This window comes from Flavobacterium sp. YO12 (assembly GCF_004119495.1).
Lineage (GTDB): Bacteria > Bacteroidota > Bacteroidia > Flavobacteriales > Flavobacteriaceae > Flavobacterium.
In genome coordinates this window covers 1-24,347 of sequence record NZ_NRQU01000006.1, presented here as the reverse complement: position 1 = coordinate 24,347, position 24,347 = coordinate 1, and the positions used below count along the sequence as shown (strand labels likewise).

24 protein-coding genes are annotated in these 24,347 nt (G+C 32.6%); 16 read left to right on the top strand and 8 right to left on the bottom strand.

Annotation, left to right across the window (positions count from 1 at the left end; translation table 11 throughout):
* Window positions 1-3 precede the first annotated feature (3 nt).
* Window positions 4-489 (bottom strand): GNAT family N-acetyltransferase, encoded by a 486-nt coding sequence (locus BOW55_RS02910; protein WP_129022904.1) that lies wholly within the window; start codon window positions 487-489, stop codon window positions 4-6.
* Between the two features lie 108 nt (window positions 490-597).
* On the opposite strand from BOW55_RS02910, the gene ribD reads away from it, so the two are divergent.
* The 3 genes from ribD (at window position 598) to BOW55_RS02895 (ending at window position 3,024) form a co-directional block, all read left to right on the top strand.
* Window positions 598-1,647, top strand: coding sequence for a bifunctional diaminohydroxyphosphoribosylaminopyrimidine deaminase/5-amino-6-(5-phosphoribosylamino)uracil reductase RibD (ribD, locus tag BOW55_RS02905; RefSeq protein ID WP_129022903.1), 1,050 nt, complete (start codon window positions 598-600; stop codon window positions 1,645-1,647).
* Entirely contained in the window at window positions 1,640-2,242 is a 603-nt protein-coding gene (locus BOW55_RS02900) for an HAD family phosphatase (RefSeq protein ID WP_129022902.1), read from the top strand. Before ribD ends, BOW55_RS02900 begins: the two co-directional genes overlap by 8 nt.
* A gap of 149 nt (window positions 2,243-2,391) precedes the next feature.
* Window positions 2,392-3,024, top strand: a complete 633-nt coding sequence (locus tag BOW55_RS02895; protein WP_089053085.1) for a YigZ family protein — start codon at window positions 2,392-2,394, stop codon at window positions 3,022-3,024.
* A 31-nt stretch (window positions 3,025-3,055) separates the two neighbouring features.
* On the opposite strand, the gene BOW55_RS02890 is transcribed toward BOW55_RS02895, so the two are convergent.
* The gene (locus BOW55_RS02890) at window positions 3,056-3,460 is read right to left on the bottom strand and encodes a thioesterase family protein (RefSeq protein WP_089052871.1); all 405 of its coding nucleotides are present in this window, start codon (window positions 3,458-3,460) and stop codon (window positions 3,056-3,058) included.
* Window positions 3,461-3,647: 187 nt separating this feature from the next.
* On the opposite strand from BOW55_RS02890, the gene dnaA reads away from it, so the two are divergent.
* The 10 genes from dnaA to scpA all read left to right on the top strand — a co-directional run bounded on the left by dnaA (window position 3,648) and on the right by scpA (window position 13,841).
* On the top strand, window positions 3,648-5,075 hold the full coding sequence (dnaA, locus tag BOW55_RS02885; protein WP_065451227.1) for a chromosomal replication initiator protein DnaA: 1,428 nt from the start codon (window positions 3,648-3,650) through the stop codon (window positions 5,073-5,075).
* Window positions 5,076-5,084: 9 nt separating this feature from the next.
* Window positions 5,085-5,552, top strand: coding sequence for a low molecular weight protein-tyrosine-phosphatase (locus BOW55_RS02880; RefSeq protein ID WP_089052870.1), 468 nt, complete (start codon window positions 5,085-5,087; stop codon window positions 5,550-5,552).
* 72 nt (window positions 5,553-5,624) lie between these two features.
* A complete protein-coding gene (locus tag BOW55_RS02875; RefSeq protein WP_129022901.1) occupies window positions 5,625-6,338 on the top strand; it encodes an SAM-dependent methyltransferase in 714 nt (237 codons plus the stop codon).
* Between the two features lie 17 nt (window positions 6,339-6,355).
* The gene (locus BOW55_RS02870; RefSeq protein ID WP_129022900.1) at window positions 6,356-6,856 is read left to right on the top strand and encodes an energy transducer TonB; all 501 of its coding nucleotides are present in this window, start codon (window positions 6,356-6,358) and stop codon (window positions 6,854-6,856) included.
* Window positions 6,857-6,914: 58 nt separating this feature from the next.
* Complete coding sequence (locus BOW55_RS02865) at window positions 6,915-8,042, top strand: methionine aminotransferase (RefSeq protein WP_129022899.1); 1,128 nt, start codon at window positions 6,915-6,917, stop codon at window positions 8,040-8,042.
* A 74-nt stretch (window positions 8,043-8,116) separates the two neighbouring features.
* Entirely contained in the window at window positions 8,117-8,998 is an 882-nt protein-coding gene (locus BOW55_RS02860; protein ID WP_164974994.1) for an SDR family oxidoreductase, read from the top strand.
* Window positions 8,999-9,252: 254 nt separating this feature from the next.
* On the top strand, window positions 9,253-9,861 hold the full coding sequence (gene udk / locus BOW55_RS02855) for a uridine kinase (RefSeq protein ID WP_089052866.1): 609 nt from the start codon (window positions 9,253-9,255) through the stop codon (window positions 9,859-9,861).
* An 83-nt stretch (window positions 9,862-9,944) separates the two neighbouring features.
* A complete protein-coding gene (locus BOW55_RS02850) occupies window positions 9,945-10,271 on the top strand; it encodes a septum formation initiator family protein (protein WP_089053084.1) in 327 nt (108 codons plus the stop codon).
* Between the two features lie 17 nt (window positions 10,272-10,288).
* Complete coding sequence (locus tag BOW55_RS02845; RefSeq protein ID WP_129022898.1) at window positions 10,289-11,653, top strand: methylmalonyl-CoA mutase subunit beta; 1,365 nt, start codon at window positions 10,289-10,291, stop codon at window positions 11,651-11,653.
* A 46-nt stretch (window positions 11,654-11,699) separates the two neighbouring features.
* The gene (scpA, locus tag BOW55_RS02840) at window positions 11,700-13,841 is read left to right on the top strand and encodes a methylmalonyl-CoA mutase (RefSeq protein ID WP_129022897.1); all 2,142 of its coding nucleotides are present in this window, start codon (window positions 11,700-11,702) and stop codon (window positions 13,839-13,841) included.
* A 44-nt stretch (window positions 13,842-13,885) separates the two neighbouring features.
* Here the strand turns inward: scpA and BOW55_RS02835 are convergent, their stop codons facing one another.
* The 4 genes from BOW55_RS02835 to dapF all read right to left on the bottom strand — a co-directional run bounded on the left by BOW55_RS02835 (window position 13,886) and on the right by dapF (window position 17,375).
* Entirely contained in the window at window positions 13,886-14,530 is a 645-nt protein-coding gene (locus tag BOW55_RS02835) for a peptidoglycan-binding protein LysM (protein WP_129022896.1), read from the bottom strand.
* A 467-nt stretch (window positions 14,531-14,997) separates the two neighbouring features.
* The gene (mltG, locus tag BOW55_RS02830) at window positions 14,998-16,038 is read right to left on the bottom strand and encodes an endolytic transglycosylase MltG (protein ID WP_089052862.1); all 1,041 of its coding nucleotides are present in this window, start codon (window positions 16,036-16,038) and stop codon (window positions 14,998-15,000) included.
* Window positions 16,039-16,040: 2 nt separating this feature from the next.
* Entirely contained in the window at window positions 16,041-16,583 is a 543-nt protein-coding gene (locus tag BOW55_RS02825) for a GNAT family N-acetyltransferase (RefSeq protein WP_129022895.1), read from the bottom strand.
* Between the two features lie 9 nt (window positions 16,584-16,592).
* On the bottom strand, window positions 16,593-17,375 hold the full coding sequence (dapF, locus tag BOW55_RS02820; protein ID WP_129022894.1) for a diaminopimelate epimerase: 783 nt from the start codon (window positions 17,373-17,375) through the stop codon (window positions 16,593-16,595).
* Between the two features lie 138 nt (window positions 17,376-17,513).
* Between dapF and BOW55_RS02815 the strand changes: the two genes are divergently transcribed.
* On the top strand, window positions 17,514-18,914 hold the full coding sequence (locus tag BOW55_RS02815; protein WP_089052859.1) for a trypsin-like peptidase domain-containing protein: 1,401 nt from the start codon (window positions 17,514-17,516) through the stop codon (window positions 18,912-18,914).
* Between the two features lie 196 nt (window positions 18,915-19,110).
* A complete protein-coding gene (locus BOW55_RS02810; RefSeq protein WP_129022893.1) occupies window positions 19,111-20,559 on the top strand; it encodes a glyceraldehyde-3-phosphate dehydrogenase in 1,449 nt (482 codons plus the stop codon).
* A 63-nt stretch (window positions 20,560-20,622) separates the two neighbouring features.
* Here the strand turns inward: BOW55_RS02810 and BOW55_RS02805 are convergent, their stop codons facing one another.
* Entirely contained in the window at window positions 20,623-21,081 is a 459-nt protein-coding gene (locus tag BOW55_RS02805; protein WP_089052857.1) for an Lrp/AsnC family transcriptional regulator, read from the bottom strand.
* A 200-nt stretch (window positions 21,082-21,281) separates the two neighbouring features.
* Between BOW55_RS02805 and ald the strand changes: the two genes are divergently transcribed.
* Window positions 21,282-22,400, top strand: coding sequence for an alanine dehydrogenase (gene ald, locus BOW55_RS02800; protein WP_129022892.1), 1,119 nt, complete (start codon window positions 21,282-21,284; stop codon window positions 22,398-22,400).
* Between the two features lie 110 nt (window positions 22,401-22,510).
* Here the strand turns inward: ald and pafA are convergent, their stop codons facing one another.
* A complete protein-coding gene (gene pafA, locus BOW55_RS02795; RefSeq protein WP_129022891.1) occupies window positions 22,511-24,130 on the bottom strand; it encodes an alkaline phosphatase PafA in 1,620 nt (539 codons plus the stop codon).
* Window positions 24,131-24,347: the final 217 nt, after the last annotated feature.

Sequence of the window (24,347 nt, the reverse complement as noted above, 5' to 3'; positions counted from 1 at the left end):
AACTTATAATTTTTTCAACATCCATACAGGGCAAGAATCGTGCCCAGTAGAACCTAATGGAGCATCTAAATATTCGAAACCTGATTTTTTATATAATTTTTGAGCGGCGTACATAAAGGGCATTGTTTCGATATAACATTTTTCAAAGCCAAAATTTCTTGCCTGCTCTAAACATTTCTCCATCATAATACTTCCTATTCCTAAACCACGTGTTTCAGGCAAAAAATACATCTTTTGCAATTCACAAATTTTTGGATCACTGTTTTCTAATGGAGCAATTCCTGCGCAGCCCAAAATTTTACCATCGTTTTCAACTACAAAATAAACCGAATTTGGCTTACTGTATTCTTCAAACATTAAATCCAAATACGGATCTTCGTATGCGGTACCTACTTTTGGAATTTCCATTTCGTCAAAAACCGATCTTATTAATTTCGCAACCGCCTGATTGTCTTTATTTTCAATTTTTCTTATAATCCAATTATTCATTTTCCTTATATTATTCAATCCTATTGTAAATGTAAAATAGTTTTTTTGATCACTAATCGAATCCAAACCATTATTGAGACTAAACTCAAAAATAACTACTTTTGCAGGGTGAATATACATGAAAAATACATAAGACGCTGCATTGAACTAGCCAAAAATGGCTTCGGAACAACGTATCCAAACCCAATGGTTGGAAGTGTAATTGTTCATAATGATACAATTATTGGAGAAGGCTGGCACAAAAAAGCCGGTGAACCACATGCCGAAGTAAACGCAGTACGTTCTGTAAAAGACAAATCGCTTTTAAAGAAAGCTACAATTTATGTTAGTTTAGAACCTTGCAGTCATTTTGGAAAAACACCTCCGTGCTGTGATTTAATTATTGAAAATAAAATTCCAAATGTTGTTGTAGGAACTGTTGATCCAAATGAAAAAGTAGCTGGAAACGGAATCAGAAAACTTGTTGAAGCCGGCGCAAATGTAATTGTAGGTGTTTTAGAAGACGAATGTAATGAACTCAATAAACGCTTTTTTACTTTTCATCAAAAAAAGAGACCTTATATTATACTAAAATGGGCAGAAAGTCTGGACGGATATTTAGCTCCTGAAAAAGAAATTAATCAGGAACGAAAACCGGTTTGGATTACTAATAAATTTTCTCGTCAATTAGTTCATAAATGGCGCAGCGAAGAACAGGCAATTTTAGTTGGCACACAAACTGTTATTGATGATAATCCTAAATTAAATGTTAGAGATTGGTCTGGAAACAATCCTGTTCGCGTGGTTTTAGATCAAAATAACCGAATTTCAAAAGACAGTTTTATTTTTGATGACAGTGTAAAAACAATTGTTTTAACAAAATCAGAAAATACTATTTCGACTGAAAATACACTTTTTGAAAAGATTGATTTTAATAAAAATACGATTGAGAATATTTTATCGGTTTTATATCAGCATCAAATTCAATCGATAATTATCGAAGGCGGAAAACAAACGCTGCAATCTTTTATTGATAAAAACATTTGGGATGAAGCTCGAATTTTTATTGGAAAGAATACATTTGAAAAAGGCACGAAAGCGCCAGAGCTTAAAAAGAAGAATGAAGCAAAAACTCATATTCAGAACGACGAATTAATATATGTAAGAAATCATGATTGATACTATAATTTTTGACTTTGGTGATATTTTTATCAATCTGGACAAACAAGGAACTATTTCGGGATTACAGAAATTAGGATTAAAAGAATGGAATACTGATCTTGATCGTTTGAATCTATTATTTGAAACTGGAGATATTTCGTATGATGATTTTGTGGCTGGTTTTCAAAAACAGCTTCCAAATGCAAGCATTGAAGAAATTCTAGAAGCTTGGAATGCCGTTTTGGCTGATTTTCCTTCTTATAGATTAGAGTTTCTAAAAGAGCTTTCAAAAAAATATCGTTTGTTTTTGTTAAGTAATACTGATTCCATTCATATTGCGACTTTCGAGAAAAAAAGCGGCGCACCATTTTATACTGATTTTTACAATTGTTTTGATAAAGTTTATTTTTCTTTTGAAATGAGATTGAGAAAACCAGACCCAAAAATTTACCAAGTTTTACTTGACAAACACAATCTAGTTCCGGAAAACACTTTGTTTATTGATGACAAAACAGAAAACACAAACAGTGCTGCAACTTTAGGAATTAAAGTTTGGAATCTACAAGTTGGAAAAGAAGATGTTGTCGATTTATATAACAAAGGGATATTATAAAAATATTTAGTCACAGATTAATGTGATTAAAAGGATTAAAAAATACTGCCACGAATTACACAAATTTTCACTAATAGAATTGGATCAAAATAAAATTCGGGAAAATTTGTGTAATTCGTGGCAAAAAAACTCAATTTAGAATTTTAATTTTGGAATACAGCGATACTTATCAAACCATAGCAATTGAATCTGAAGAAGTACTTTTTAAAGAAAAAGGCAGCAAATTCTTTGGTTATGCTTTTCCTATAGAAAATGAGGAGGAAGTAAAACCAATAATTGAGAATTTAAGAAAACTTCATCCGCACGCTGTACATTACTGCTATGCGTATCAATTGGGCACAGCTCCAAAAATTTCCTATCGGGCAAATGATGATGGCGAACCAAGCAATACAGCCGGCGCACCTATTTACGGACAAATACAATCTTTTGGCGTAACAAACGTTCTTATAGTTGTGGTTCGTATTTTTGGAGGTACTAAATTAGGTGTAGGCGGTTTAATTGCTGCTTATCGAACAACGGCTCAAATGACATTAGAAGTTTGTGAAATTGTTGAAAAAACAATTGACGTTCATTTTTTAATTTCGTTCGATTATAAAAACATGAACAAAGTAATGCGGGTTATAAAAGAAAAAAAACTCGAAATTACTTCTCAAGAAATGGAAATGGATGAAGATTCTGGACTTCCAATTGGCAAAATAATCACCAAAACGCGAAAAAAAAATGCCGAATCAGTATTCGACATTTTTGATTTAATGTTTGAAATCGATATTAAAATTATATAAATTAACATTAAAACACATCTCATTTTAACAATTATTCAAGTGTTTTAAATAATTCTAAAATGTAATTTGGAGGTGCAGTCGGGCGACCCGATTTTAACGAAATAAATACTAAAATAAACACTGCTGTTGTTAATAACTCATTTGACTCATTATAAATTGCGCAGTCGAATTCAATCTTAACAGAAGACTGACTTTTGAAGGTGGTATGAATTGTTAAAAGCTCGTCATAGCGTGCCGATTTTTTATAATTAATCTGCATCGAAACAATTGGCAGGCCAATTCCGCTTTCTTCCATGCTGGCATACGAAATCCCTTTGTTTCTAAGCCATTCGACGCGTCCAATTTCAAAATAAGGCACATAATTTCCGTGATAAACAACCCCCATTTGGTCAGTTTCAGAGTAACGAACACGCACTTGCGTTTGATGATTTTTCATTATTTACAGATTAAAAAAAATTAACTTTCAAAAACGTCCTTACAACATTTTTTTATAAAATTAGACCCCAAAATATTTTTTTTTACAGAAATTTGTTCACATATTTGTTATCCCGAAATACGGAATAAAATTGCTCCTTTTTTATTAGGAGAATCTTTATCAATAATAAAAAAACTTATCTGAATTTATGACTAAAACTGCTCAATCGGTATGGGAAAACTGTTTGTCCTTTATAAAAGACAATATTCAAGATCAAGCTTATAAAACTTGGTTCGAACCAATCAAATCAGTTGAGCTAACCGACAACGCATTATATATTCAGGTACCAAGTAAATTTTTCTACGAATGGCTCGAAGAGCATTACGTAAAATTATTGAAAGTTGCGCTTACCAAAGAACTAGGAAAAAACGCAAAGTTACTCTATAAAATTAAAATGGAGAACACTTACGGAAATAAACAGCCGTTTACCGAGCAGCTGCCAAGTTCCAACAGAGTGCCAATGAAACCACAAGAGGTTGATGCTCCGTTTAAAAACTTAAATCCAGAGCTTAAAAATCCTTTTGTAATTCCGGGAATTAGAAATTTAAAAATTGAATCTCAATTAAATCCTAATTACAGCTTTGATAATTTCCTTGAAGGAGATTCAAACCGTTTAGCTCGTTCTGCAGGTATGGCTGTTGCCAATAAACCTGGAGGAACTTCATTTAATCCGTTATTGATTTTTGGAGGAGTTGGTTTAGGAAAAACACACTTGGCACATGCTATAGGTGTAGAAGTAAAAGATAAATATCCAGAAAAAACGGTTTTATATATTTCTGCCGAGATTTTCACACAACAATATATTGATTCGGTTAAAAAGAATAATCGTAATGATTTTATTCACTTTTACCAATTAATCGACGTTTTGATTATTGATGACGTTCAGTTTTTATCAGGAAAATCAGGAACTCAGGACGTTTTCTTCCACATTTTTAACTACCTGCACCAAAACGGAAAACAGGTAATTTTAACTTCGGATAAAGCTCCTGTTGACATGCAGGATATTGAGCAGCGTTTATTATCTCGTTTTAAATGGGGATTATCTGCAGAATTGCACCAGCCCGATTACGAAACTCGTATCTCAATCTTAAAAAACATTTTATATCGTGATGGAGTTGAAATGCCAGAAGATATTATAGAATATGTTGCGCGCAACATTAAATCTAATGTTAGAGAATTAGAAGGCGCGATCATTTCGTTAATCGCCCAATCTTCTTTCAATAAAAAAGAGGTTACGATTGAGCTTGCTAAAAGTGTTGTAGAGAAATTCGTTAAAAACGTTAAGAGAGAAATCTCTATCGATTATATTCAAAAAATTGTATCTGACTATTTTCAACTTGACATTGAAACACTTCAATCTAAAACACGAAAGAGGCACGTTGTTCAAGCGAGGCAGTTGGCTATGTTTTTTGCAAAAAAATTCACCAAAGCTTCTTTGGCAAATATTGGTTCACAAATTGGAGACCGAGATCATGCTACTGTTTTACACGCCTGCAAAACTGTTGACAATTTAGTTTCTACAGACAAACAATTCAAAAAATTTGTCGAAGACATCAACAAAAAACTAACGCTATAAACGCGAATCATGCCAGTAAAAATTTTAATGGTTTGTTTAGGAAATATTTGCAGATCTCCTTTAGCAGAAGGAATACTAGCTTCAAAATTACCTAATGATAGATTCATCGTTGATTCTGCTGGAACAGGATCATGGCATATAGGCCACGCGCCAGACAAACGCTCTATTGCTGTGGCTAAAAAAAACGGCTTATGTATTGACAATCAAAAAGGAAGACAATTTAAAACTTCTGATTTTGATGAATTTGATTATATCTATGTAATGGATAATTCAAATTTAAGAGACGTCCTTCATCTTGCCAAAACTCCCGAACACAAAAATAAAGTTCATCTTATTCTGAATGAATTATTCCCAGATGAAAATGTAGATGTTCCAGATCCTTATTACGGAGCTGCAAACGGATTTGATAATGTTTATCAAATGTTGGACGAAGCATCTGAAATAATTGCCCAAAAACTTATCAAAAAACATTCATAATTTAATTTGTATTTTAGTTATTCATAAATAATTAAAATACATTTTTTGTTTTAAACTATAAAATATCACAAAATGAAACTTCTAGGAAAACTATATTTAATTCCAACTACAATGGGCGAAAGCGATCCGATGGATGTTTTGCCGCAAACCGTTAGAAGAAGTATCGAACTTATAGATCACTATATTGTCGAAAATGACAAAACTGCTAGAAAATCAATAAAAGCAGTTTATCCTGAAAAAAAACAATCAGAATTAGTTCTTTTCACTCTTAATAAACGAACGGAACCAAGCGAACATTTAGACTTTATCAAACCTTTACTAGAGGGAAAAAATATGGGTTTAATGAGTGAAGCGGGCTGCCCAGGTGTTGCTGATCCTGGTGCCGTTATTGTAAAATTGGCGCATGAAAAAGGAATTCAAGTAGTCCCATTAGTTGGCCCCTCTTCTATCCTATTGGCCATGATGGCTTCTGGAATGAATGGCCAAAGCTTTACTTTCAATGGTTATTTACCAATTGACAAGGACGAGAAAAAATCGGCATTGAGACATTTTGAAAAATTATCTCACGATAAAAATCAATCTCAGATTTTTATTGAAACACCTTATAGAAATAATAAATTGGTTGAAGATATTTTACAGATTGTAAATCCGTCAACACATTTATGTATTGCAACAGATATTACTTTACCAACAGAATTTATTAAAACAATGAAAATTTCTGACTGGAAAAAATTAAAAGTAGATTTACACAATCGCCCTACTATTTTTATTATTCATAAAATGTAAATTTAAAAGTTGTCGTAATGAAAAAGCTTTTAACCCTGATTTTTCTATGCTGCCTGCAGACTGTGTTTTCTCAAAACACCAAACAAGTTTCTAAAACAAAAACTTCAGAAACAAAAAAAGCAGAGCCTGTTGTAGTTGAAGATAAAGATCTTTATTTCGATTCACATTTAATTATTGACGAAAACGTTCCGACGAATAGCGATAAAACAATTTACAATACCGCAGGAATAGATGTTAAACCAATCTTTCCGGGAGGTTTTGAGAAATTCTATAAATTTGTAGAAAATAATTTCAAAAACCCTGATGAGGGTATTGACTTCAAAGGAAAAAAAATTTACGTAACCTTTATAGTTGAGCAAGATGGCGCATTAACTGATATAAAAATCCTTAGAGATGCAGGCTTCAACACAGGAGCTGAAGCAATTCGAGTTTTGAAAAAATGCCCTAAATGGTCTCCTGGAGAAAAAGACGGTAAGAAAGTTAGAGTTCTATATTCGCTTCCAATAACTTTAAAATAGTTAAATTCAATCCGTTTTTTATATAGCACTCACCTGTTTTCCCTAATCAAACTTTATCATGAGTAAACTTCCAAACGTAACCACAAGCATTTTCACAGTAATGTCAAAAATGGCAGCCGAATATAATGCAATAAATCTTTCTCAGGGATTCCCGAATTTTCCTGTTGACGAAAGGTTAACAGATATAGTGGCAAGATTATCAAAGGAAAACGTACACCAATATACACCAATGGCAGGTTATCCGCCATTGATGAACAAAGTTGCCAAGCTGACTCAGAGTTCGTACAACAGAACGATTAATCCTGAATTAGAACTTTTGATTACCGCTGGCGCAACACAGGGAATTTTTACATCGATTTTGGCTTTGGTTAAAGAAAATGATGAAGTAATTATTCTTGATCCAAGTTATGATTCGTACGAATCACCTGTTTTACTATGTAATGCAAAACCTGTTCGTGTGGCGCTAAATGATGATTATACTCTAAATTGGGAAATAATCGAAAAAGCCTGTTCGGATAAAAGCCGAATGATTATCATCAATAATCCGCATAATCCGACAGGAAAAATATTAACTGATGCTGATTTTGATCAATTAGAAAAAATACTTTCAAAATTTCCCGATCTTTTGGTTTTATCTGATGAAGTTTATGAATACATTACTTTTGAAGAAAAACATATTTCGGCGCATACCAAAAATTTCCTTTTAGATCGTTGTATTATGGTTTCCTCTTTTGGAAAATCATTTCATATTACGGGTTGGAAAATTGGTTACACTATTGCTCCGGAACATTTAATGAAAGAAATCAAAAAAGTACATCAGTTTTTGGTTTTCAGTGTAAACAGTATTTCACAAGCTGCGATCAGCGAATATTTAGACGTTGTTGATGTCAATTTACTTGGGAAATTCTATCAGGAAAAAAGAGATTATTTCCAGAAACTACTTCAAAACAGCCGTTTCGAATTGAATCCATGTGAAGGGACTTACTTTCAGGTAGCTTCTTATGCTGCTATTTCTGATGAAGATGATGTGTCTTTCTGCAAAAATCTAATTATTAATCATGGCGTTGCCGCAATTCCTATTTCAACTTTCTACTCTGATCATAAAGACCAGAAATTAATACGTTTTTGCTTCGCTAAAGATAATTTAACACTAGAAGCTGCCGCAAAAAAACTATGCGAAATATAAAGTTTATCAAAATTTTACAACTTTATTATGCGTGCATCCTATTTTTTTAATTAATATTGTAAAAAAAGAAAAGTATGAGCTATACAGATAAAATGTTACGTGATGACGCTTTAAAAGGAAAAGTTATCGTTGTTACAGGCGGCGGAAGCGGTTTAGGAAAAGCGATGACAAAATATTTTCTAGAATTAGGCGCTCAAGTCGCTATAACTTCTAGAGATTTAGAAAAGCTAAAAACTACTGCAACGGAACTTGAAAATGAAACTGGCGGGAAATGTCTGCCTCTTCAATGTGATGTTCGTCATTATGAAGAAGTAGAAAATATGCTTCAGGAAACCTTAAAAGTTTTTGGAAAAGTAGATGTTCTTTTGAACAATGCTGCTGGAAATTTTATTTCTCCAACAGAACGTTTGTCTGCAAATGCATTTGATACTGTTATAGACATTGTACTTAAAGGTTCTAAAAACTGTACACTGGCTTTTGGAAAACACTGGATTGACACTAAACAAACATCGGCAACGATTTTAAATATTGTAACGACTTATGCTTGGACTGGTTCTGCGTATGTTGTACCAAGTGCTACTGCAAAAGCAGGAGTTCTAGCCATGACAAGAAGTCTTGCTGTGGAATGGGCAAAATATGGAATTCGTTCAAACGCTATTGCCCCAGGACCATTCCCAACAAAAGGAGCTTGGGACAGGTTATTACCAGGAGATCTTTCTGAAAAGTTTGATATGGCAAAAAAAGTGCCTTTGAAACGTGTTGGAGATCACCAAGAATTAGCCAATTTGGCTGCTTATTTAGTATCTGATTTTTCAGCTTATGTAAATGGAGATGTTATCACAATCGACGGAGGCGAATGGCTGAAAGGTGCAGGACAATTCAATTTATTAGAAGCAATCCCAGAAGAGCTTTGGGACCAGCTTGAAATGATGATAAAAGCAAAAAAGAATAAATAATTTTACGTGCTTACTAAATTCAGAATATTTTATTAAAACTATACTGATTGCGCGAAATCCCGAAGGTTTACTTTCGGGATTTTTTTTATATTTTTCACCATATAAGTGATATTAGTTCAATGAAGTAACAAATTGTTTGAATATTCTGCTTGCTTAAATTTACTTACATTACTTATATGGTTAAATACATTAATATGCTTACACAATTCACTTAAATTATTATTTTTGCCAAACAAATAACAAACAAAAATTTTATGCTCATTATTGGACTTGCAGGAGGAACAGGAAGTGGAAAAACAACAGTTGTACACCAAATCATGACCGAATTACCAGACACTGAAGTTGGTGTAATTTCTCAAGATTCGTATTACAAACAAACCGATAATTTATCTTTTGATGAAAGAGCATTAATTAACTTTGATCATCCAAGATCTATTGATTTTGAACTTTTAGTAAAACATCTAAAAGCTCTAAAATCAGGCGAAACTATCGATCAACCTGTTTATTCTTTCATACAACACAATAGGACAGATGATACGGTGTCAACACATCCTAGAAAAGTAATGATCGTTGAAGGAATTTTAATTTTAACGAATCCTGAATTACGTGAACTTTGCGATATCAAAATTTTCGTTCATGCCGATTCTGATGAAAGATTAGTTCGTCGTTTAAAAAGAGACATTTCAGAAAGAGGACGTGATATCGACGAGGTTTTAAACCGTTATCAAAACACATTAAAACCTATGCACGAGCAATTTATAGAGCCGTCTAAGGCTTTTGCTGATATCATTATACCTAATGACAAATACAATACTGTAGCAATTGATGTAGTTCGAGCTGTAATTAATCAGAGAATTTCATAATTTTTATTGTAAATTTAAACCATTAAAAAAAAGGGCTGATCCTGATTTTATCGTGATCAGTATAATAGGTAATGAAAAGCAAAATGAAAAATCCTTATAAAGACAAAAAATGGTTTAAACTCCTAGGCAATAAGTATGTTTGGGTACTTCTCTTTTTTGTTATCTGGATGCTGTTTCTAGACAATTATTCCTATTTTGATCATCGTTTTTTAGACCAGCAAGTTAACGAACTGCAAGACAATAAAAAATACTATCAGGACGAAATAAAAAAAGATCAAGAACAGATCAAGCAGCTAAAAAATCCTGAACAAATAGAAAAATATGCTCGCGAAAAGTATTTTATGAAAAAAGACAGCGAAGATATTTACATCATTCAATTCGAAGGAGATACTATTCCAGATAAAGAATAATCAGAAAAAAGCAACTAATGGCTAATACACTATTCAACGATTTTAATCCTATTTCATCCAAACAATGGAAACAAAAAATTCAGTTTGAATTAGATGGAGCTGATTATAACGAAACGATGATTTGGAATTCTCCTGAAGATATTCAGGTTAAACCATTTTATCATCGTGACGAATTCACAAAAGCAGCATCGATTAAAACTCACGCTTCTAATTTTCAAATCTGCCAAAACATCTTTGTACATGATATCGAAAAATCGATTAAACGTGCAATTGATACAATCGAAAGAGGTGCAGAAAGTCTTCGTTTTACTATTCAAAACGAAAATACTGATGTTCAAAAATTACTAGAAAATCTTCCTTTAGAAAACAAAACCGTTTACTTCAATTTAAGCTTTATCTCAATCGATTTCGTAAAATTATTAAACGCAATTTCTATTGAGAAAAAAGCTGTTTTTTATTGTAATCTAGATCCTATCGGACAATTGGCCCGTGACGGAAATTGGTTCACAACCTCAGATAAAAATAATTTTGAAACGCTTGAAAAAATTTCAAACGAAACAAAAGATCTTTCATTGCTTAGTATCGATTCCGGTTTATATCAAAATGCAGGAGCAAATATTACACAGCAAATCGCCTATAGTTTAGCGCACGCAAATGAATATTTAAATCGTTTACCAAGTATTACAAAACCGATTGTTTTTCAAGTCTCTGTTGGAACAAATTATTTTTTTGAAATTGCAAAACTTCGAGCTTTACGAATGCTTTTTAAATTAATTGCAGCTGAATACAATTCTAATTTAGAATGTCATTTATTGGTTACGCCAACGAAACGGAATAAAACTATTTACGATTATAATGTCAATATGCTTCGAACTACAACCGAATGTATGTCGGCAATCCTTGGCGGCGCAGATGCTGTTGCTAATTTACCTTATGATTCATTGTACCATAAAGACAATGAATTTGGCGATCGAATTGCACGAAACCAATTATTAGTATTAAAACACGAAAGCTATTTTGACAAAGTAGATAATCCTGCGGATGGAAGCTATTATATTGAAAGTTTAACAATGCAGCTGGCTGAAAAAAGTTTAACGCTTTTTAAAGATATTGAAGCAAATGGAGGTTTCTTAAAACTTCTAAACGACGGAACTATCAAAAAGAAAATTCAAGAAAGCGCCGCTAAAGAGCAAGAATTATTCGACTCAAAAAAAGAAGTTTTATTAGGCACAAATAAATACCCTAACAAAGAGGACAAAATGAAACATGACTTAGAGCTGTTTCCTTTTGTAAAAATCAAGCCGAGAAAAACATTAATTACACCAATTATAGAAAAAAGATTAGCCGAAAAACTGGAACAGGAAAGGCTTGAACAAGAATAATTTTTCTTTATCTGTAATTAATAAAACAATATAACGAAGCGTCTCCATGATAAGAAAAGACCTTAAACATATTAAATTAGATGTTAAAAGTGAAAAGTTAGACGAACTGATGCATAACTCAGACTCTTTAACGCACAACTTCACCACTGCCGAAGGTATTGAACTCAAAAAAAACTATTCTGAAAAAGACATAGAAGATTTAGAGTTTCTTGACTTTGGAGCTGGTTTTGCACCTAATTTACGCGGACCATATGCTACGATGTATGTTCGTCGTCCTTGGACAATTCGTCAGTATGCGGGATTCTCAACTGCTGAAGAAAGCAATGCTTTTTATAGAAGAAATCTAGCGGCAGGTCAAAAAGGACTTTCAATCGCTTTTGATTTGCCTACTCATCGCGGTTACGATTCAGATCACGAAAGAGTTGTTGGTGATGTAGGAAAAGCAGGCGTTGCCATAGATTCTGTCGAAGACATGAAAGTATTATTCGACCAGATTCCGCTTGATGAAATGTCAGTTTCAATGACCATGAATGGTGCTGTTTTGCCTATAATGGCATTTTATATTGTTGCTGCTGAAGAACAAGGTGTTGAACTTAATAAACTTTCTGGAACTATTCAGAACGATATTTTGAAGGAATTCATGGTACGTAATACTTATATATATCCACCGGCGCCATCCATGAAAATTATTGCCGATATTTTTGAATTTACGAGCAAAAAAATGCCAAAATTCAATTCTATCTCTATTTCAGGATATCATATGCAGGAAGCTGGAGCAACGGCAGATATTGAGTTAGCTTACACTTTAGCAGATGGATTAGAATATATTAGAACGGGATTATCAACTGGAATGACTATTGATGAATTTGCTCCCCGCCTTTCTTTCTTTTGGGCAATTGGAATGAATCATTTTATGGAAATTGCAAAAATGAGAGCGGGCAGAATGATTTGGGCAAAGCTGCTTCAACAGTTTAACCCGAAAAGCGACAAATCATTAGCATTAAGAACACATTGTCAAACCAGCGGATGGAGTTTGACAGAACAAGATCCTTTTAACAATGTTGCCAGAACATGCATTGAAGCAACAGCAGCTGCATTTGGAGGTACACAGTCTTTACACACAAATGCGCTTGATGAAGCAATTGCATTACCTACTGACTTTTCGGCTAGAATTGCTCGCAATACACAAATATATTTACAAGAAGAGACTAAAATAACCAAAACTGTTGATCCTTGGGGCGGAAGTTATTATGTAGAATCGCTTACAAATGAAATTTTAGAAAGTACTTGGAAACTGATTGAAGAAGTTGAAGAGCTTGGTGGAATGACAAAGGCGATTGAAGCTGGGATTCCAAAATTAAGAATTGAAGAAGCAGCCGCAAGAAAACAAGCTAGAATCGACAGCGGTCAAGATATAATAGTTGGTGTTAATAAATTTAGATTAGATAAAGAAGATCCTTTGCATATTTTGGATGTTGACAACCAAATGGTTCGTAAACAACAAATTGAACGACTTACAGAAATAAAAGAAAAAAGAGATTCACAAAAGGTAAATCAATCACTTGAAAAATTAACTCATTGCGCAAGAACCAAAGAAGGCAACTTATTAGAAATTGCTATTGAAGCTGCCCGAAATCGAGCAACTTTAGGCGAAATAAGTGATGCTCTTGAAAGTGTGTTTGGAAGGTTTAAAGCGCAAATTAAATCATTTAGCGGTGTGTATAGTGCAGCAATAAAGAATGACGAGAATTTCGAAAAAGCGAAACAGCTTGCTGATGCTTTTGCGAAGCAAGAAGGAAGACGTCCAAGAATTATGATTGCCAAAATGGGACAGGACGGTCATGACCGAGGTGCAAAAGTAGTTGCAACAGGTTATGCTGATGTGGGTTTTGATGTTGATATAGGACCTTTGTTTCAAACTCCGGCAGAGGCTGCTAAACAAGCTGTTGAAAACGATGTTCACATATTGGGTGTTTCTTCTCTTGCTGCTGGGCATAAAACATTGGTTCCGCAAGTTATTGAAGAACTTAAAAAACACGATCGTGAAGACATTATGGTAATTGTTGGCGGAGTAATTCCTGCACAGGATTATCAGTTTTTATTTGACGCTGGTGCGGCGGCAGTATTTGGCCCAGGAACCAAAATAAGTGAAGCTGCTATCAAAATTCTAGAAATATTAATTGACTAGATTATAAAAAAATATCCCGATTGCTCGGGATATTTTTTTAATTGTTAATCGTTTATTGTTGCATTACTATCTGCTTCAATAAATGAAAGATCATAGCCGCCAAAATCACGCATGTAACTTTTTAATGAAGTTCCAAAAGCGTCTCTAAAATGTCTATTGCCTTTATTTTTAAAAAAGTTTTTTACTGATCCAGCACCACCTAAATGCGCTGCCGCTAAAATACCTGATTCGGTAATTTGAATACCACTAACAACTTTTCCTTCATACTTTTCAATTTCATTACGCAAAATCCATTTGTTTTTAGATAATAATGCTAGAAAAGCTTTTTCCTGTAAGGCAGGATCTTTTAGAAATTCTTTTTCATTGCTGACTCCGATAGCACGTAATGCTTTAGAACCAAATTGATATTTTCCCATATATCCTAAAGAATTTACCATTCGGTATTTTCCTTGAGACTCTTTAAAAGCAACTGCTTCTTTAAAACCAATAAGACGATTTCCTGTATATGGGACGTTTAGATTAATTTTAGGATAATCATCCTTTTCTGTTGATGGAAACAAGTATTCAGATCCATCTGTTTTCTCTGTTAAAAACCAAGGTTTGGTTTCCAAAGTAAAGGGTTTAAAACCCAAACTTAAAAATGTAATAATAACGATCAAACTCGCATAAAAATACCACTTCTTTATCATAAATTGTTTTTCTTCAAAACGCTGTCACCTTTTTGAAATTTCTACGCTGCAAAGATAACGAATATTAAACAATGCTATAAATCAACACTTTACGAGTTTTTAAGATTTTTAAAATTTAGTCTAAACCCTTTAATCACGCATTATTAGAGCTTATTTTTTCAAAATGAATAAGACTTAAAAAAGGGCAAAAACTAATTCAATAAAATGTCATTTTTATCAAATTTTTATCAAATTTGTTAAAATAGAAAGATTAAACCTACGATTTTATATAGTTTTTAACGTGAAAAAAAACTTCAATTATAAAAAACAAGAAATAAATTATACCTAAAAAAACACCTTTTAATCAAATTAAACTAAAATCCTAAAAAAATTAAATTAAAAATTTACTTTCACTACAGATCATAAAAAAAACCGAAGCAAAAACTTCGGTTTAATGATTTATGTGTTTAAAAAAAACTACCCTTTTCTTATCTCGTTACACCTTGACTTGCAATCCAGTCAGAATATTTTTTAGCATTCACATTATGTTCTGCTAAAGTTGAAGCAAATTCATGATAACCAAAACGATCTACACTTGCACAAAAATAGATATAATCGTTTTTCTCAGGATTCAAAACAGCTTCTAATGCCGTTATATCAGCCATTGCAATAGGTCCTGGAGGAAGTCCTGTATTTACATAAGTATTGTAAGGTGATTTCATAACCAAGTCATTATAAAAAACTCTTTTTATTACTTGATCAAAATTGTTATCTCGCAGTTTTAAAGCATAAATTACTGTAGGGTCTGCTTGTAATGGCATATCTAAACGTAATCTGTTTAAATAAACGCCGGCAATACGCGGACGCTCATCTTTTTTAACTGATTCTTTGTGAACTATAGATGCTAAAATAGATACCTGAACTGGCGTTAGACCTTGTTTTTTAGCTTGCTCAATTCTTTCAGGAGTCCAAAAATTATGATATTCTTTTATCATTTTGTCACGGAACTTTTCTGCAGATGTATTCCAATATACTTCATATGTATTTGGAATAAACATAGCAAAAACATTATCCTCGTTGAATCCGTTTGCTGCTAGAAAAGTAGAATCTTTAAATGCTTTCATTAAAGACAAACTATCTGCTTCGATTTCAGAACCAACTCTTCCAGCAAAATTCTCTAAACGCTCTTGATTATTAAAAGCCAATTTTACAGGAACATTTGAACGCATAGCACGAACTAAATCAATATTGTTCATGTCTTTTTTAAGAAGAAAACGTCCAGACTTTACATTTTCTGGATAACTTCTTTTGTTTGCCACCATTTCAAAATTTTCAAAATTCTTGATATAGGGTTCTAATATCTTTTTTACATCAGTATAGTTTGCGCCAGTTGGAACGTAAACATAAACCTCTTTTTCTTGAAATTTTGTATTGGCGCTGAATATTTGGCTAATTAATATAAAACCGTAAACTATTAAAACAGAAATTACGGCTACAGCAGTTATTGTGATGATTTTCTTTAGATTCAAAGCTATAAATTTAAATGTTCTTTGTTAATTAATTGAAAAATTGCTTCGTCATGATAGTGGTTATTCAGCAAAATCCAATCTTTTTTAATTCCAATTTTCTCAAAACCAAATTTAGTAAAAAGAGCTATACTTGCGTCATTACTTGTACTAATATTTGCATAAAGCTGATGCAGATTCAAATTAAAAAAAGAATAATTAATCAGCAGCTCTAATGCCTCAGAACCAATGTTTTTACTTCTATTTTCATTTTTTTGAATCACAATTCCTACTCCTGCTCTATTATTTTTTGGATCAAAATCAAATATATCGATCAAACCAATTGCTGGAAAATCTTCATCCTGACAAATAGCCAGACGCAATTGCTTTGCTTCATAAATATCTTGCTGGGCATTTTCGAGATACTGACGAATTAAAAAACGACTATAAGGTGTATGGGTATTGCTGACTTCCCAAATACTCTGATCATTTTCCATGGCATATACAAACTCTAAATCATTAGGTTCTAATGCACGCAGATAAATTGTATCGCCTTTGAGTGTAATCATTATTAAATATTAGATTTCGATTGTTCCTTTAAAAACAAATTTTGCTGGTCCAGTTAAAAAAACATTTGTAAAATGTTCTCCTAGTTTATCAAAAGAAACATTTAATTTTCCGCCTTCAACATTTAAATCAATCGAAGTTTTATCAGTCTGACCAATAGCATTCATTGCAATTGCAACAGCAGTCGCTCCAGTTCCACAGGCCAAAGTTTCATCTTCAACTCCTCTTTCATAAGTACGAAGTGAAAAAGTTTGATCGTCAACTTTTTTTACAAAATTAATATTGCTTCCTTTTTCTCCATATAATTCTCCATAACGAATGGCTGCTCCGTTTTCTTTCACATTATAATGTTCTAAATCATCAACTAACTGAACATGATGCGGCGATCCTGTATTTAAAAAAGTATAAGAATCGTTTTTTTTCACTTCATCAACATCAATCATTTGCAATGAAACAATTGCGTCATTATTTACTGATGCATGGTGCAAACCGTCTGTTGCTATAAAGGTTGTTTTATTATCGATTACTCCTAGCTGATTTGCAAAAGCTACTAGGCAGCGTCCTCCATTTCCACACATTGAACTTTGGTTTCCATCAGAATTATAATAAACCATTCTGAAGTCAGTTTCTTGATCGTTTTCTAACAGAATAAGACCGTCAGCTCCAATACCAAAACGTCTGTCACATAAGCGTTCAATCAATTTTACATCGTCTTTTGGGAAAAAATTTGTACGATTATCAATCATGACAAAATCATTGCCAGTTCCTTGATATTTATAGAATTCTATTTGCATTTTTTAGTCATTAAGTAATACAAAAGTACGAACTAATAATTAATGAAATGTTAATCATTGTTAAAGAGAGTTAAACCACTTTACAAAATATTTTTTTGCTTTATTTTTACATTAAATAACTTAAACAAAATTGTAATTATGAAAAGATTTTCATCCTTATTTTTAGTATCACTTTTAAGTGGCGCTATTACCCTTGGAGCTTACAAGTTATTATTTGAGAGTAACAATTCTCTTTTTGGAAAAGGAAACTCTGTTGTTACACTTGCGCCCAATTCATTCGGGAAAAATGTCGCTCTCTCTGCTGAGACTGTAGATTTTACAGAGGCTGCGGACAAAACAATTCATACTGTTGTTCACGTTAAAAATGTCAGCAGGCGAACTGTGAGTAATCCTATGCTGGAATTTTTCTATGGTTATGGAGGACAACAGCAGCAGGAACAGGTAGGGACTGGGTCTGGTGTTATTATTTCTGAAGACGGCTACATTGTAACAAACAATCACGTTATAAAAGATGCTACAGAAATTGAAATAACATTAAATAATAAAAAGTCTTATAAGGCAAAACTTGTTGGCACGGATTCTAAGATGGATATTGCGCTTTTAAAAATTAATGCTGACGAAAAATTACCTTATACGCCTTTTGCGAATTCTGACAGCGTAAAAGTTGGCGAATGGGTTTTGGCAGTAGGAAATCCGTATAACTTGACTTCGACTGTAACTGCAGGAATTGTTTCGGCGAAAGCTAGAAATCTAGATCAAAGCGGTATTCAGTCATTTATTCAAACTGATGCTGCCGTGAATCCTGGAAACAGCGGCGGGGCATTGGTAAACACAAGAGGTGAATTAATTGGAATTAACACTATGATTTCCTCAACAACAGGATCTTATGTAGGCTATTCGTTTGCAGTTCCTTCTAATATTGCTCGAAAAATTATTGAGGATATAATGGAGTTTGGAAATGTACAAAGAGGAATTTTAGGCGTTGAAGGCGGAGAACTGAATAGTGCTGTATCTAAAGAATTAGGAGTTACTGAAACTCAAGGTTTTTATATTAGTAAGGTTTCTAAAAATTCTGGAGCAGAAAAAGCTGGTCTTGGCAAAGGCGATATTATTGTAAAACTTGATGAACAAAATATTTCAACTTATGCAGATCTTTCTGGTTACATTAATACTAAACGTCCAAACGATGTTATTAAAGTTACCTATATTAAAGAAGGGAAAACTAAAACCGTTCCGGTTACTTTAAGTAAAAATGAATTTTTTAGTACTGAATACAAAGGAATGGAATTAGAAAATATTGATGCTTCTGACAAAAAGAAATTCAGAATTGATTATGGTGTAAAAATCAAAAATATTACAAATGAGAATTTAATGCAGTACCAAAACGAGCTGCAGGGTAATATCATTTTAAGTATAGACAATGTAAAAGCAACAAATGTTGAAACTGTTTCTAAACTTTTAAGTAAAAAAGACGAAGGACAGAGTTCCCGCATTGAAATGATAAACAGAAATGGTGAAATTTTTAGAATTATAATCTAAATCCCTGTTTACAAAATAACATTACTAAAAGCCATCTTAAATAATTAAGATGGCTTTTTTTATTCAATGAAAAGAAATAGCCTCTAAGTTAATTTCAAAAATAAATGCTAAAATAGTTTACGAAATCGATTGAAATGGATACTTTTGCGCAAAATTTTAAAATAGTGAGCATTTTATTTTTTTAATTTAATCAATTATGAGCAAAAAATCTTTGTACCAAAAAGAGGTATCATTACAGGTCGACCGAAGAAAAGCTGGTGTCGAATTAATCAAAGTAATAAGTGATTTATGGTACGACAAATCCATTGAAATGGTTTTATTCAAAAACCAATTACTGGATAAAAATGTCAGTGACATTATCAATCTTCATCAATATGCAGGTGAATTTGTAGGTAAGCCAATTACAATTTTTGATTCGGTAGAAATCGCAAAAGTTGTTTTGTCATTAGATCTTCCACCAGCAAAAATAGACCTTGGAAAACTTACCTATGAGTATCGTTTAGAAGACGAAAAATATCCTGATGCAAGGTATTTTGTTATCGAAAAATTAAAAAAGGCGAAATCATCAAAAGAAATCCAGCCAAAAGATGTTGTCCTATATGGCTTTGGAAGAATCGGACGTTTGTTAGCTAGAGAATTAATGTCTAAAACTGGAAAAGGAAACCAATTGCGCTTAAGAGCAATTGTTACGCGTGATAAAAATGATGCATCAAGTTTAGAAAAACGAGCTTCTTTACTACGATACGATTCAATTCACGGAGACTTTCAAGGTTCAGTAATTGCCGATCCAAAAAACAATGCTTTAATCATTAATGGAACTACTGTTCATATTATTACAGCAAATTCTCCTGAAGAAATTGATTATACTCAATACGGAATAAATGATGCTTTAGTAATTGATAATACGGGAGCATTCACAACTGAAGAGGCTTTAAAAAGACATCTAACTTCTAATGGAGCTAATAAAGTTTTACTTACTGCTCCAGGAAAAGGAGTACCAAATATAGTACATGGTGTAAACCATAATGAGTATAGTCCAGATGAAAACGATATTTTTTCAGCTGCTTCATGCACCACAAATGCCATTACACCAATTTTAAAAGTTATTGAAGAAACTTTAGGAGTAGTAAAAGGTCACTTAGAGACTATTCATGCTTATACCAATGATCAGAATTTGGTTGATAATATGCACCGAAAATACCGTCGCGGCCGAGCTGCTGCGCTAAACATGGTAATTACTGAAACAGGTGCAGGAAGTGCAGTTGCTAAAGCTTTACCATCATTAGAAGGAAAATTAACTTCGAATGCTATTCGAGTTCCTGTACCAAATGGATCGCTTGTAGTTTTAAATCTAGAGGTTAAAAAAGCCACTTCAATTGCAGCAATCAATAAAATTATGAAGAAATATGCACTTGAGGGAGAATTGGTAGAGCAAATAAAATATTCTTTGAATAATGAATTGGTTTCATCAGATATTGTTGGAACTTCTGCCCCTTCAATATATGACAGTAACGCAACTATTGTATCAAAAGATGGTAAAAATATAGTATTATATATCTGGTACGATAACGAATACGGCTATAGCCATCAGGTAATACGTCTTGCAAAATATATAGCAAAAGTAAGACGATTTACTTACTATTAACAGAAACCTAACCAAAACCAAATTACCTTAAAACCATCAAGTCTCCTTGATGGTTTTTTATTTTTAAACCGGTAAAACCGTAGTGCTTTTAACTTCAGAAATAACAAAAACGGTATTTATAAGAGATACTTCCGGCAAGATAGAAAGTTTTTTTTGATGAAAATGATGGTAACTTTCCATATCTGGAATTATAATCTTTAGCATATAATCAAAATTTCCAGATACATAATTGCACTCCACCACTTCAGGCAGATTCAAAATTGACTGATTAAACCCCTCAGATGTATCATAGGTCTGTTTAGTGAGTGTTACTTGGCAATAAACAGTCAAATTATTTCCGAGTTTTTTCTTATCCAAAATGGTCACATATTTCTCTATAATTCCATCTTTTTCAAGTCGTTTCACTCGATCATGAACAGGAGTTAAAGACAAATTTATTTTGTTTGCAATATCTTTTAAAGTGTAATGTGCATCTACTTGTAAAAGACGTAAGATTTTTTTGTCTATTTCATCTAAAGCCATAACGAAAACGTTGTATTAAAATTTATGAAATTTAGTTTTTTTTCTCTTTGAAGATTTAATCCTTTCTCTAAAAAGAATAATTTTCTGTAAAATTAAAAAATAAAATAATATTTTCTTATTTATTACCCTGTAAACCATAATTTATTCTCTATCTGTAGATTTGTAAAACAATTTCAATAAAAACAAAAAAATATAACAAAATGATAATAGGAGTTCCAAAAGAAATCAAAAACAACGAAAATCGTGTAGCATTAACTCCAGCAGGAGTTTCTGAAATGAAAAAACATGGACACGTTGTTTATGTTCAATCTACTGCTGGTTTAGGTAGCGGTTTTAGTGATGATGAATATGCACAGGCAGGAGCAGTAGTTTTACCAACAATTGAAGAGGTATATGCTATTGCTGAAATGATTATTAAAGTAAAAGAACCAATTGCATCAGAATATCCATTAATCAAGAAAGATCAATTGTTATTTACTTATTTCCACTTTGCTTCATCAGAGCCATTAACTCACGCTATGCTTGAAAAAGGTGCAGTATGTTTAGCTTACGAAACTGTTGAAAAAACAGATCGCAGTCTGCCATTATTAGTACCAATGTCTGAAGTTGCAGGTCGTATGGCAATTCAACAAGGTGCAAAATATCTAGAAAAACCATTAAAAGGAAGAGGAATTCTTTTAGGAGGTGTTCCAGGTGTTCCACCCGCTAAAGTATTAGTTTTAGGAGGAGGAATCGTAGGAACTCAAGCTGCAAAAATGGCTGCTGGATTAGGGGCTCAAGTAACAATTATGGATTTAAGCTTACCTCGTTTACGTCAATTAGACGATATTATGCCTGCAAATGTAAATACAGAAATGTCTAACCATTACAACATTACAAGAGCAATTAAAGATGCGGATTTAGTTGTTGGAGCTGTTTTAATTCCAGGAGCAAAAGCACCTCACTTAATTACTCGTGATATGCTAAAATTAATGCGTCCAGGAGCAGTTGTAGTTGACGTTGCGGTTGACCAAGGAGGCTGCATTGAAACTTGTACTCCAACAACACACGAAAACCCAACTTTTATTATTGATGATATTGTTCACTATTGTGTAGCAAATATGCCAGGAGCTGTACCTTATACATCTACTTTAGCTTTAACTAATGCTACTTTACCTTATGCTGTACAACTTGCAAACAAAGGATGGGAAAAAGCTTGTGCTGAAAGTGAAGAATTGAAAAAAGGTTTAAATATTGCTAACGGAAAAATCCTTTATAAAGGAGTTGCTGAAGCATGGAATCTTCCTTACAATGAAGAATTAGTATTGGCAAACGCATAGTGTCAATATTAAATAAGTGCTTACTAAGCAATAAAACAAAAGGCTTTTCATCACGAAAAGCCTTTTATTTTATCCTAAAAAAACCTGCTCTTAAAAGAACAGGTTTAATGTTATTTCTTATTATCCAAAACTTCTTGCAAAACCTTTGCCTCTGTCCCATTAGGGAAAGTAACTTTAATTTTTTGTGCAATTGTTGGAGCTATTTCAGTTATTGCTTTTTTATCATAAGATTCTCCTTTTTTGATATTCCAGCCATAAAAAATAGCCGGTACATGAGTATCATAGCTATAAATGGTACCATGAGAAGTCCCTGTTGTAGAATATTCAATATCTCCAGGTTTATCCACAATTACTAAATCACCATTTTGAGTAACATCGTAACCTTTAGCAACAAAATTTAATGAATAATCATTTCCGCCATTTGCCAAAATTTCCTCTTCTGTATAAACCTTTTTCACTTGTGGTTGAGAAATCAAGAACTCTTTAAAAGCTTGTTTAACTGCAGCCAATTCCAAACGTTTATCTTTTATGATTTGTCTATTGAAAAAAACATTAAAATTAGAGTAATTTAAAATCAAATCAACTCCAAAAGTTTTTGTCGAAAAATCTTGTAAGCTTTTCTTAACTTGCTTAGAAGGATAATTATCTACATTATATTTACGATCCTTTAAATAAATTACATTTTCTGCCCCTGCATGATCAGCTGTTAAAAAAAGTAAATAATTTCCTTTTCCAACTGTCTTATCCAAATAAGCTAAAAAATCAGCAATAGTTTGATCTAATCTCAAATAAGTATCTTGAAGTTCCATTGATCTAGGCCCTAGTAAATGACCAACATAATCAGTAGATGAAAAACTAACAGTTAAAAAATCTGTTATGTTATCTTTTCCAAGTTCTTCTTTTTCAATTGCTCTTTTTGCAAACTCAGCCAAAAGATCATTCCCATAAGGAGTTGCACGAATAACTCCAGCGTCGTTCTTCTCATACATTGATTTTAAATCATATGGAAAAACAGGAGCTGCACTTCCATACAGTTTTCCTTCATAAGGATTATTATCCGGAAGACTTTCATTATACACTGAAGCAGGTTTGTATAAATCCCAGCCTTTATTAATGTATTTTAAGTAGTTTTTTTCATTATTAAATTCAGAAACCCATTCTGGCAATTTCTCTCCATAAAAAGTACTAGAAATAAAAGATCCTGTCTTACTATACCAAAATGCCCAATTGGCAAAATGTCCAGCTGGCAAAATTGCACCACGATCTTTAAGACTCATTCCAATTACTTTTCCATTAAAATTAGTAGCCATTCTAACTTCATCAGTAATTGTAGTACTTTGAAGATTCTTAGGAGACATAGCCCCTTCCTCAGCAGTTCCATCACCAACAGTTTTTACGTCTGCATCATCTGTACAATACATTTCTTTTCCGAGAGTCCTGCTGAACCACTCGTTACCAACAATACCATGTGTAGCAGGAGTTGTACCAGTATAAATTGAAGCGTGTCCAGGTGCAGTATAAGTTGGCATATAATTATAATGCATATTTTGAAAAACATATCCATTATTCATTAATTTTTTGAAACCATTTGGGGAAAAATCATCAGAAAATCGATATAAATATTCCATTTTCATTTGATCAACTACTATACCTACAACTAATTTGGGACGTTGTTGTGCACTAAGATTTGTAATAACAAAAAGTGTCAACAGTAAAATACTTTTCTTCATGTTTAAATAAATAATTTAAAGACAAAAATACTCATTCAAATCCAAAAATTCTAAAGTATTAATACCTAAGACCAAACAAATAATCATAATTTAACAAAATTAAACTACAAACTATTATTGAATTAAAGAAATACTCATTTAAAAACTCTGTTTTCTAAAAAAACAAAATATTACTAAAGAACAAACAAGGAAGCTAAAGTATAAAACCGCTATAAAG

Coding starts and splice junctions, on each gene's coding strand:
- BOW55_RS02910 (WP_129022904.1), bottom strand. CDS start 489: ATGAATAATTGGATTATAAGAAAAATTGAAAATAAAGACAATCAGGCG.
- BOW55_RS02900 (WP_129022902.1), top strand. CDS start 1,640: ATGATTGATACTATAATTTTTGACTTTGGTGATATTTTTATCAATCTG.
- BOW55_RS02890 (WP_089052871.1), bottom strand. CDS start 3,460: ATGAAAAATCATCAAACGCAAGTGCGTGTTCGTTACTCTGAAACTGAC.
- dnaA (WP_065451227.1), top strand. CDS start 3,648: ATGACTAAAACTGCTCAATCGGTATGGGAAAACTGTTTGTCCTTTATA.
- BOW55_RS02880 (WP_089052870.1), top strand. CDS start 5,085: ATGCCAGTAAAAATTTTAATGGTTTGTTTAGGAAATATTTGCAGATCT.
- BOW55_RS02875 (WP_129022901.1), top strand. CDS start 5,625: ATGAAACTTCTAGGAAAACTATATTTAATTCCAACTACAATGGGCGAA.
- BOW55_RS02870 (WP_129022900.1), top strand. CDS start 6,356: ATGAAAAAGCTTTTAACCCTGATTTTTCTATGCTGCCTGCAGACTGTG.
- BOW55_RS02865 (WP_129022899.1), top strand. CDS start 6,915: ATGAGTAAACTTCCAAACGTAACCACAAGCATTTTCACAGTAATGTCA.
- BOW55_RS02860 (WP_164974994.1), top strand. CDS start 8,117: ATGAGCTATACAGATAAAATGTTACGTGATGACGCTTTAAAAGGAAAA.
- udk (WP_089052866.1), top strand. CDS start 9,253: ATGCTCATTATTGGACTTGCAGGAGGAACAGGAAGTGGAAAAACAACA.
- BOW55_RS02850 (WP_089053084.1), top strand. CDS start 9,945: ATGAAAAATCCTTATAAAGACAAAAAATGGTTTAAACTCCTAGGCAAT.
- BOW55_RS02845 (WP_129022898.1), top strand. CDS start 10,289: ATGGCTAATACACTATTCAACGATTTTAATCCTATTTCATCCAAACAA.
- scpA (WP_129022897.1), top strand. CDS start 11,700: ATGATAAGAAAAGACCTTAAACATATTAAATTAGATGTTAAAAGTGAA.
- BOW55_RS02835 (WP_129022896.1), bottom strand. CDS start 14,530: ATGATAAAGAAGTGGTATTTTTATGCGAGTTTGATCGTTATTATTACA.
- BOW55_RS02825 (WP_129022895.1), bottom strand. CDS start 16,583: ATGATTACACTCAAAGGCGATACAATTTATCTGCGTGCATTAGAACCT.
- dapF (WP_129022894.1), bottom strand. CDS start 17,375: ATGCAAATAGAATTCTATAAATATCAAGGAACTGGCAATGATTTTGTC.
- BOW55_RS02815 (WP_089052859.1), top strand. CDS start 17,514: ATGAAAAGATTTTCATCCTTATTTTTAGTATCACTTTTAAGTGGCGCT.
- BOW55_RS02810 (WP_129022893.1), top strand. CDS start 19,111: ATGAGCAAAAAATCTTTGTACCAAAAAGAGGTATCATTACAGGTCGAC.
- BOW55_RS02805 (WP_089052857.1), bottom strand. CDS start 21,081: ATGGCTTTAGATGAAATAGACAAAAAAATCTTACGTCTTTTACAAGTA.
- ald (WP_129022892.1), top strand. CDS start 21,282: ATGATAATAGGAGTTCCAAAAGAAATCAAAAACAACGAAAATCGTGTA.
- pafA (WP_129022891.1), bottom strand. CDS start 24,130: ATGAAGAAAAGTATTTTACTGTTGACACTTTTTGTTATTACAAATCTT.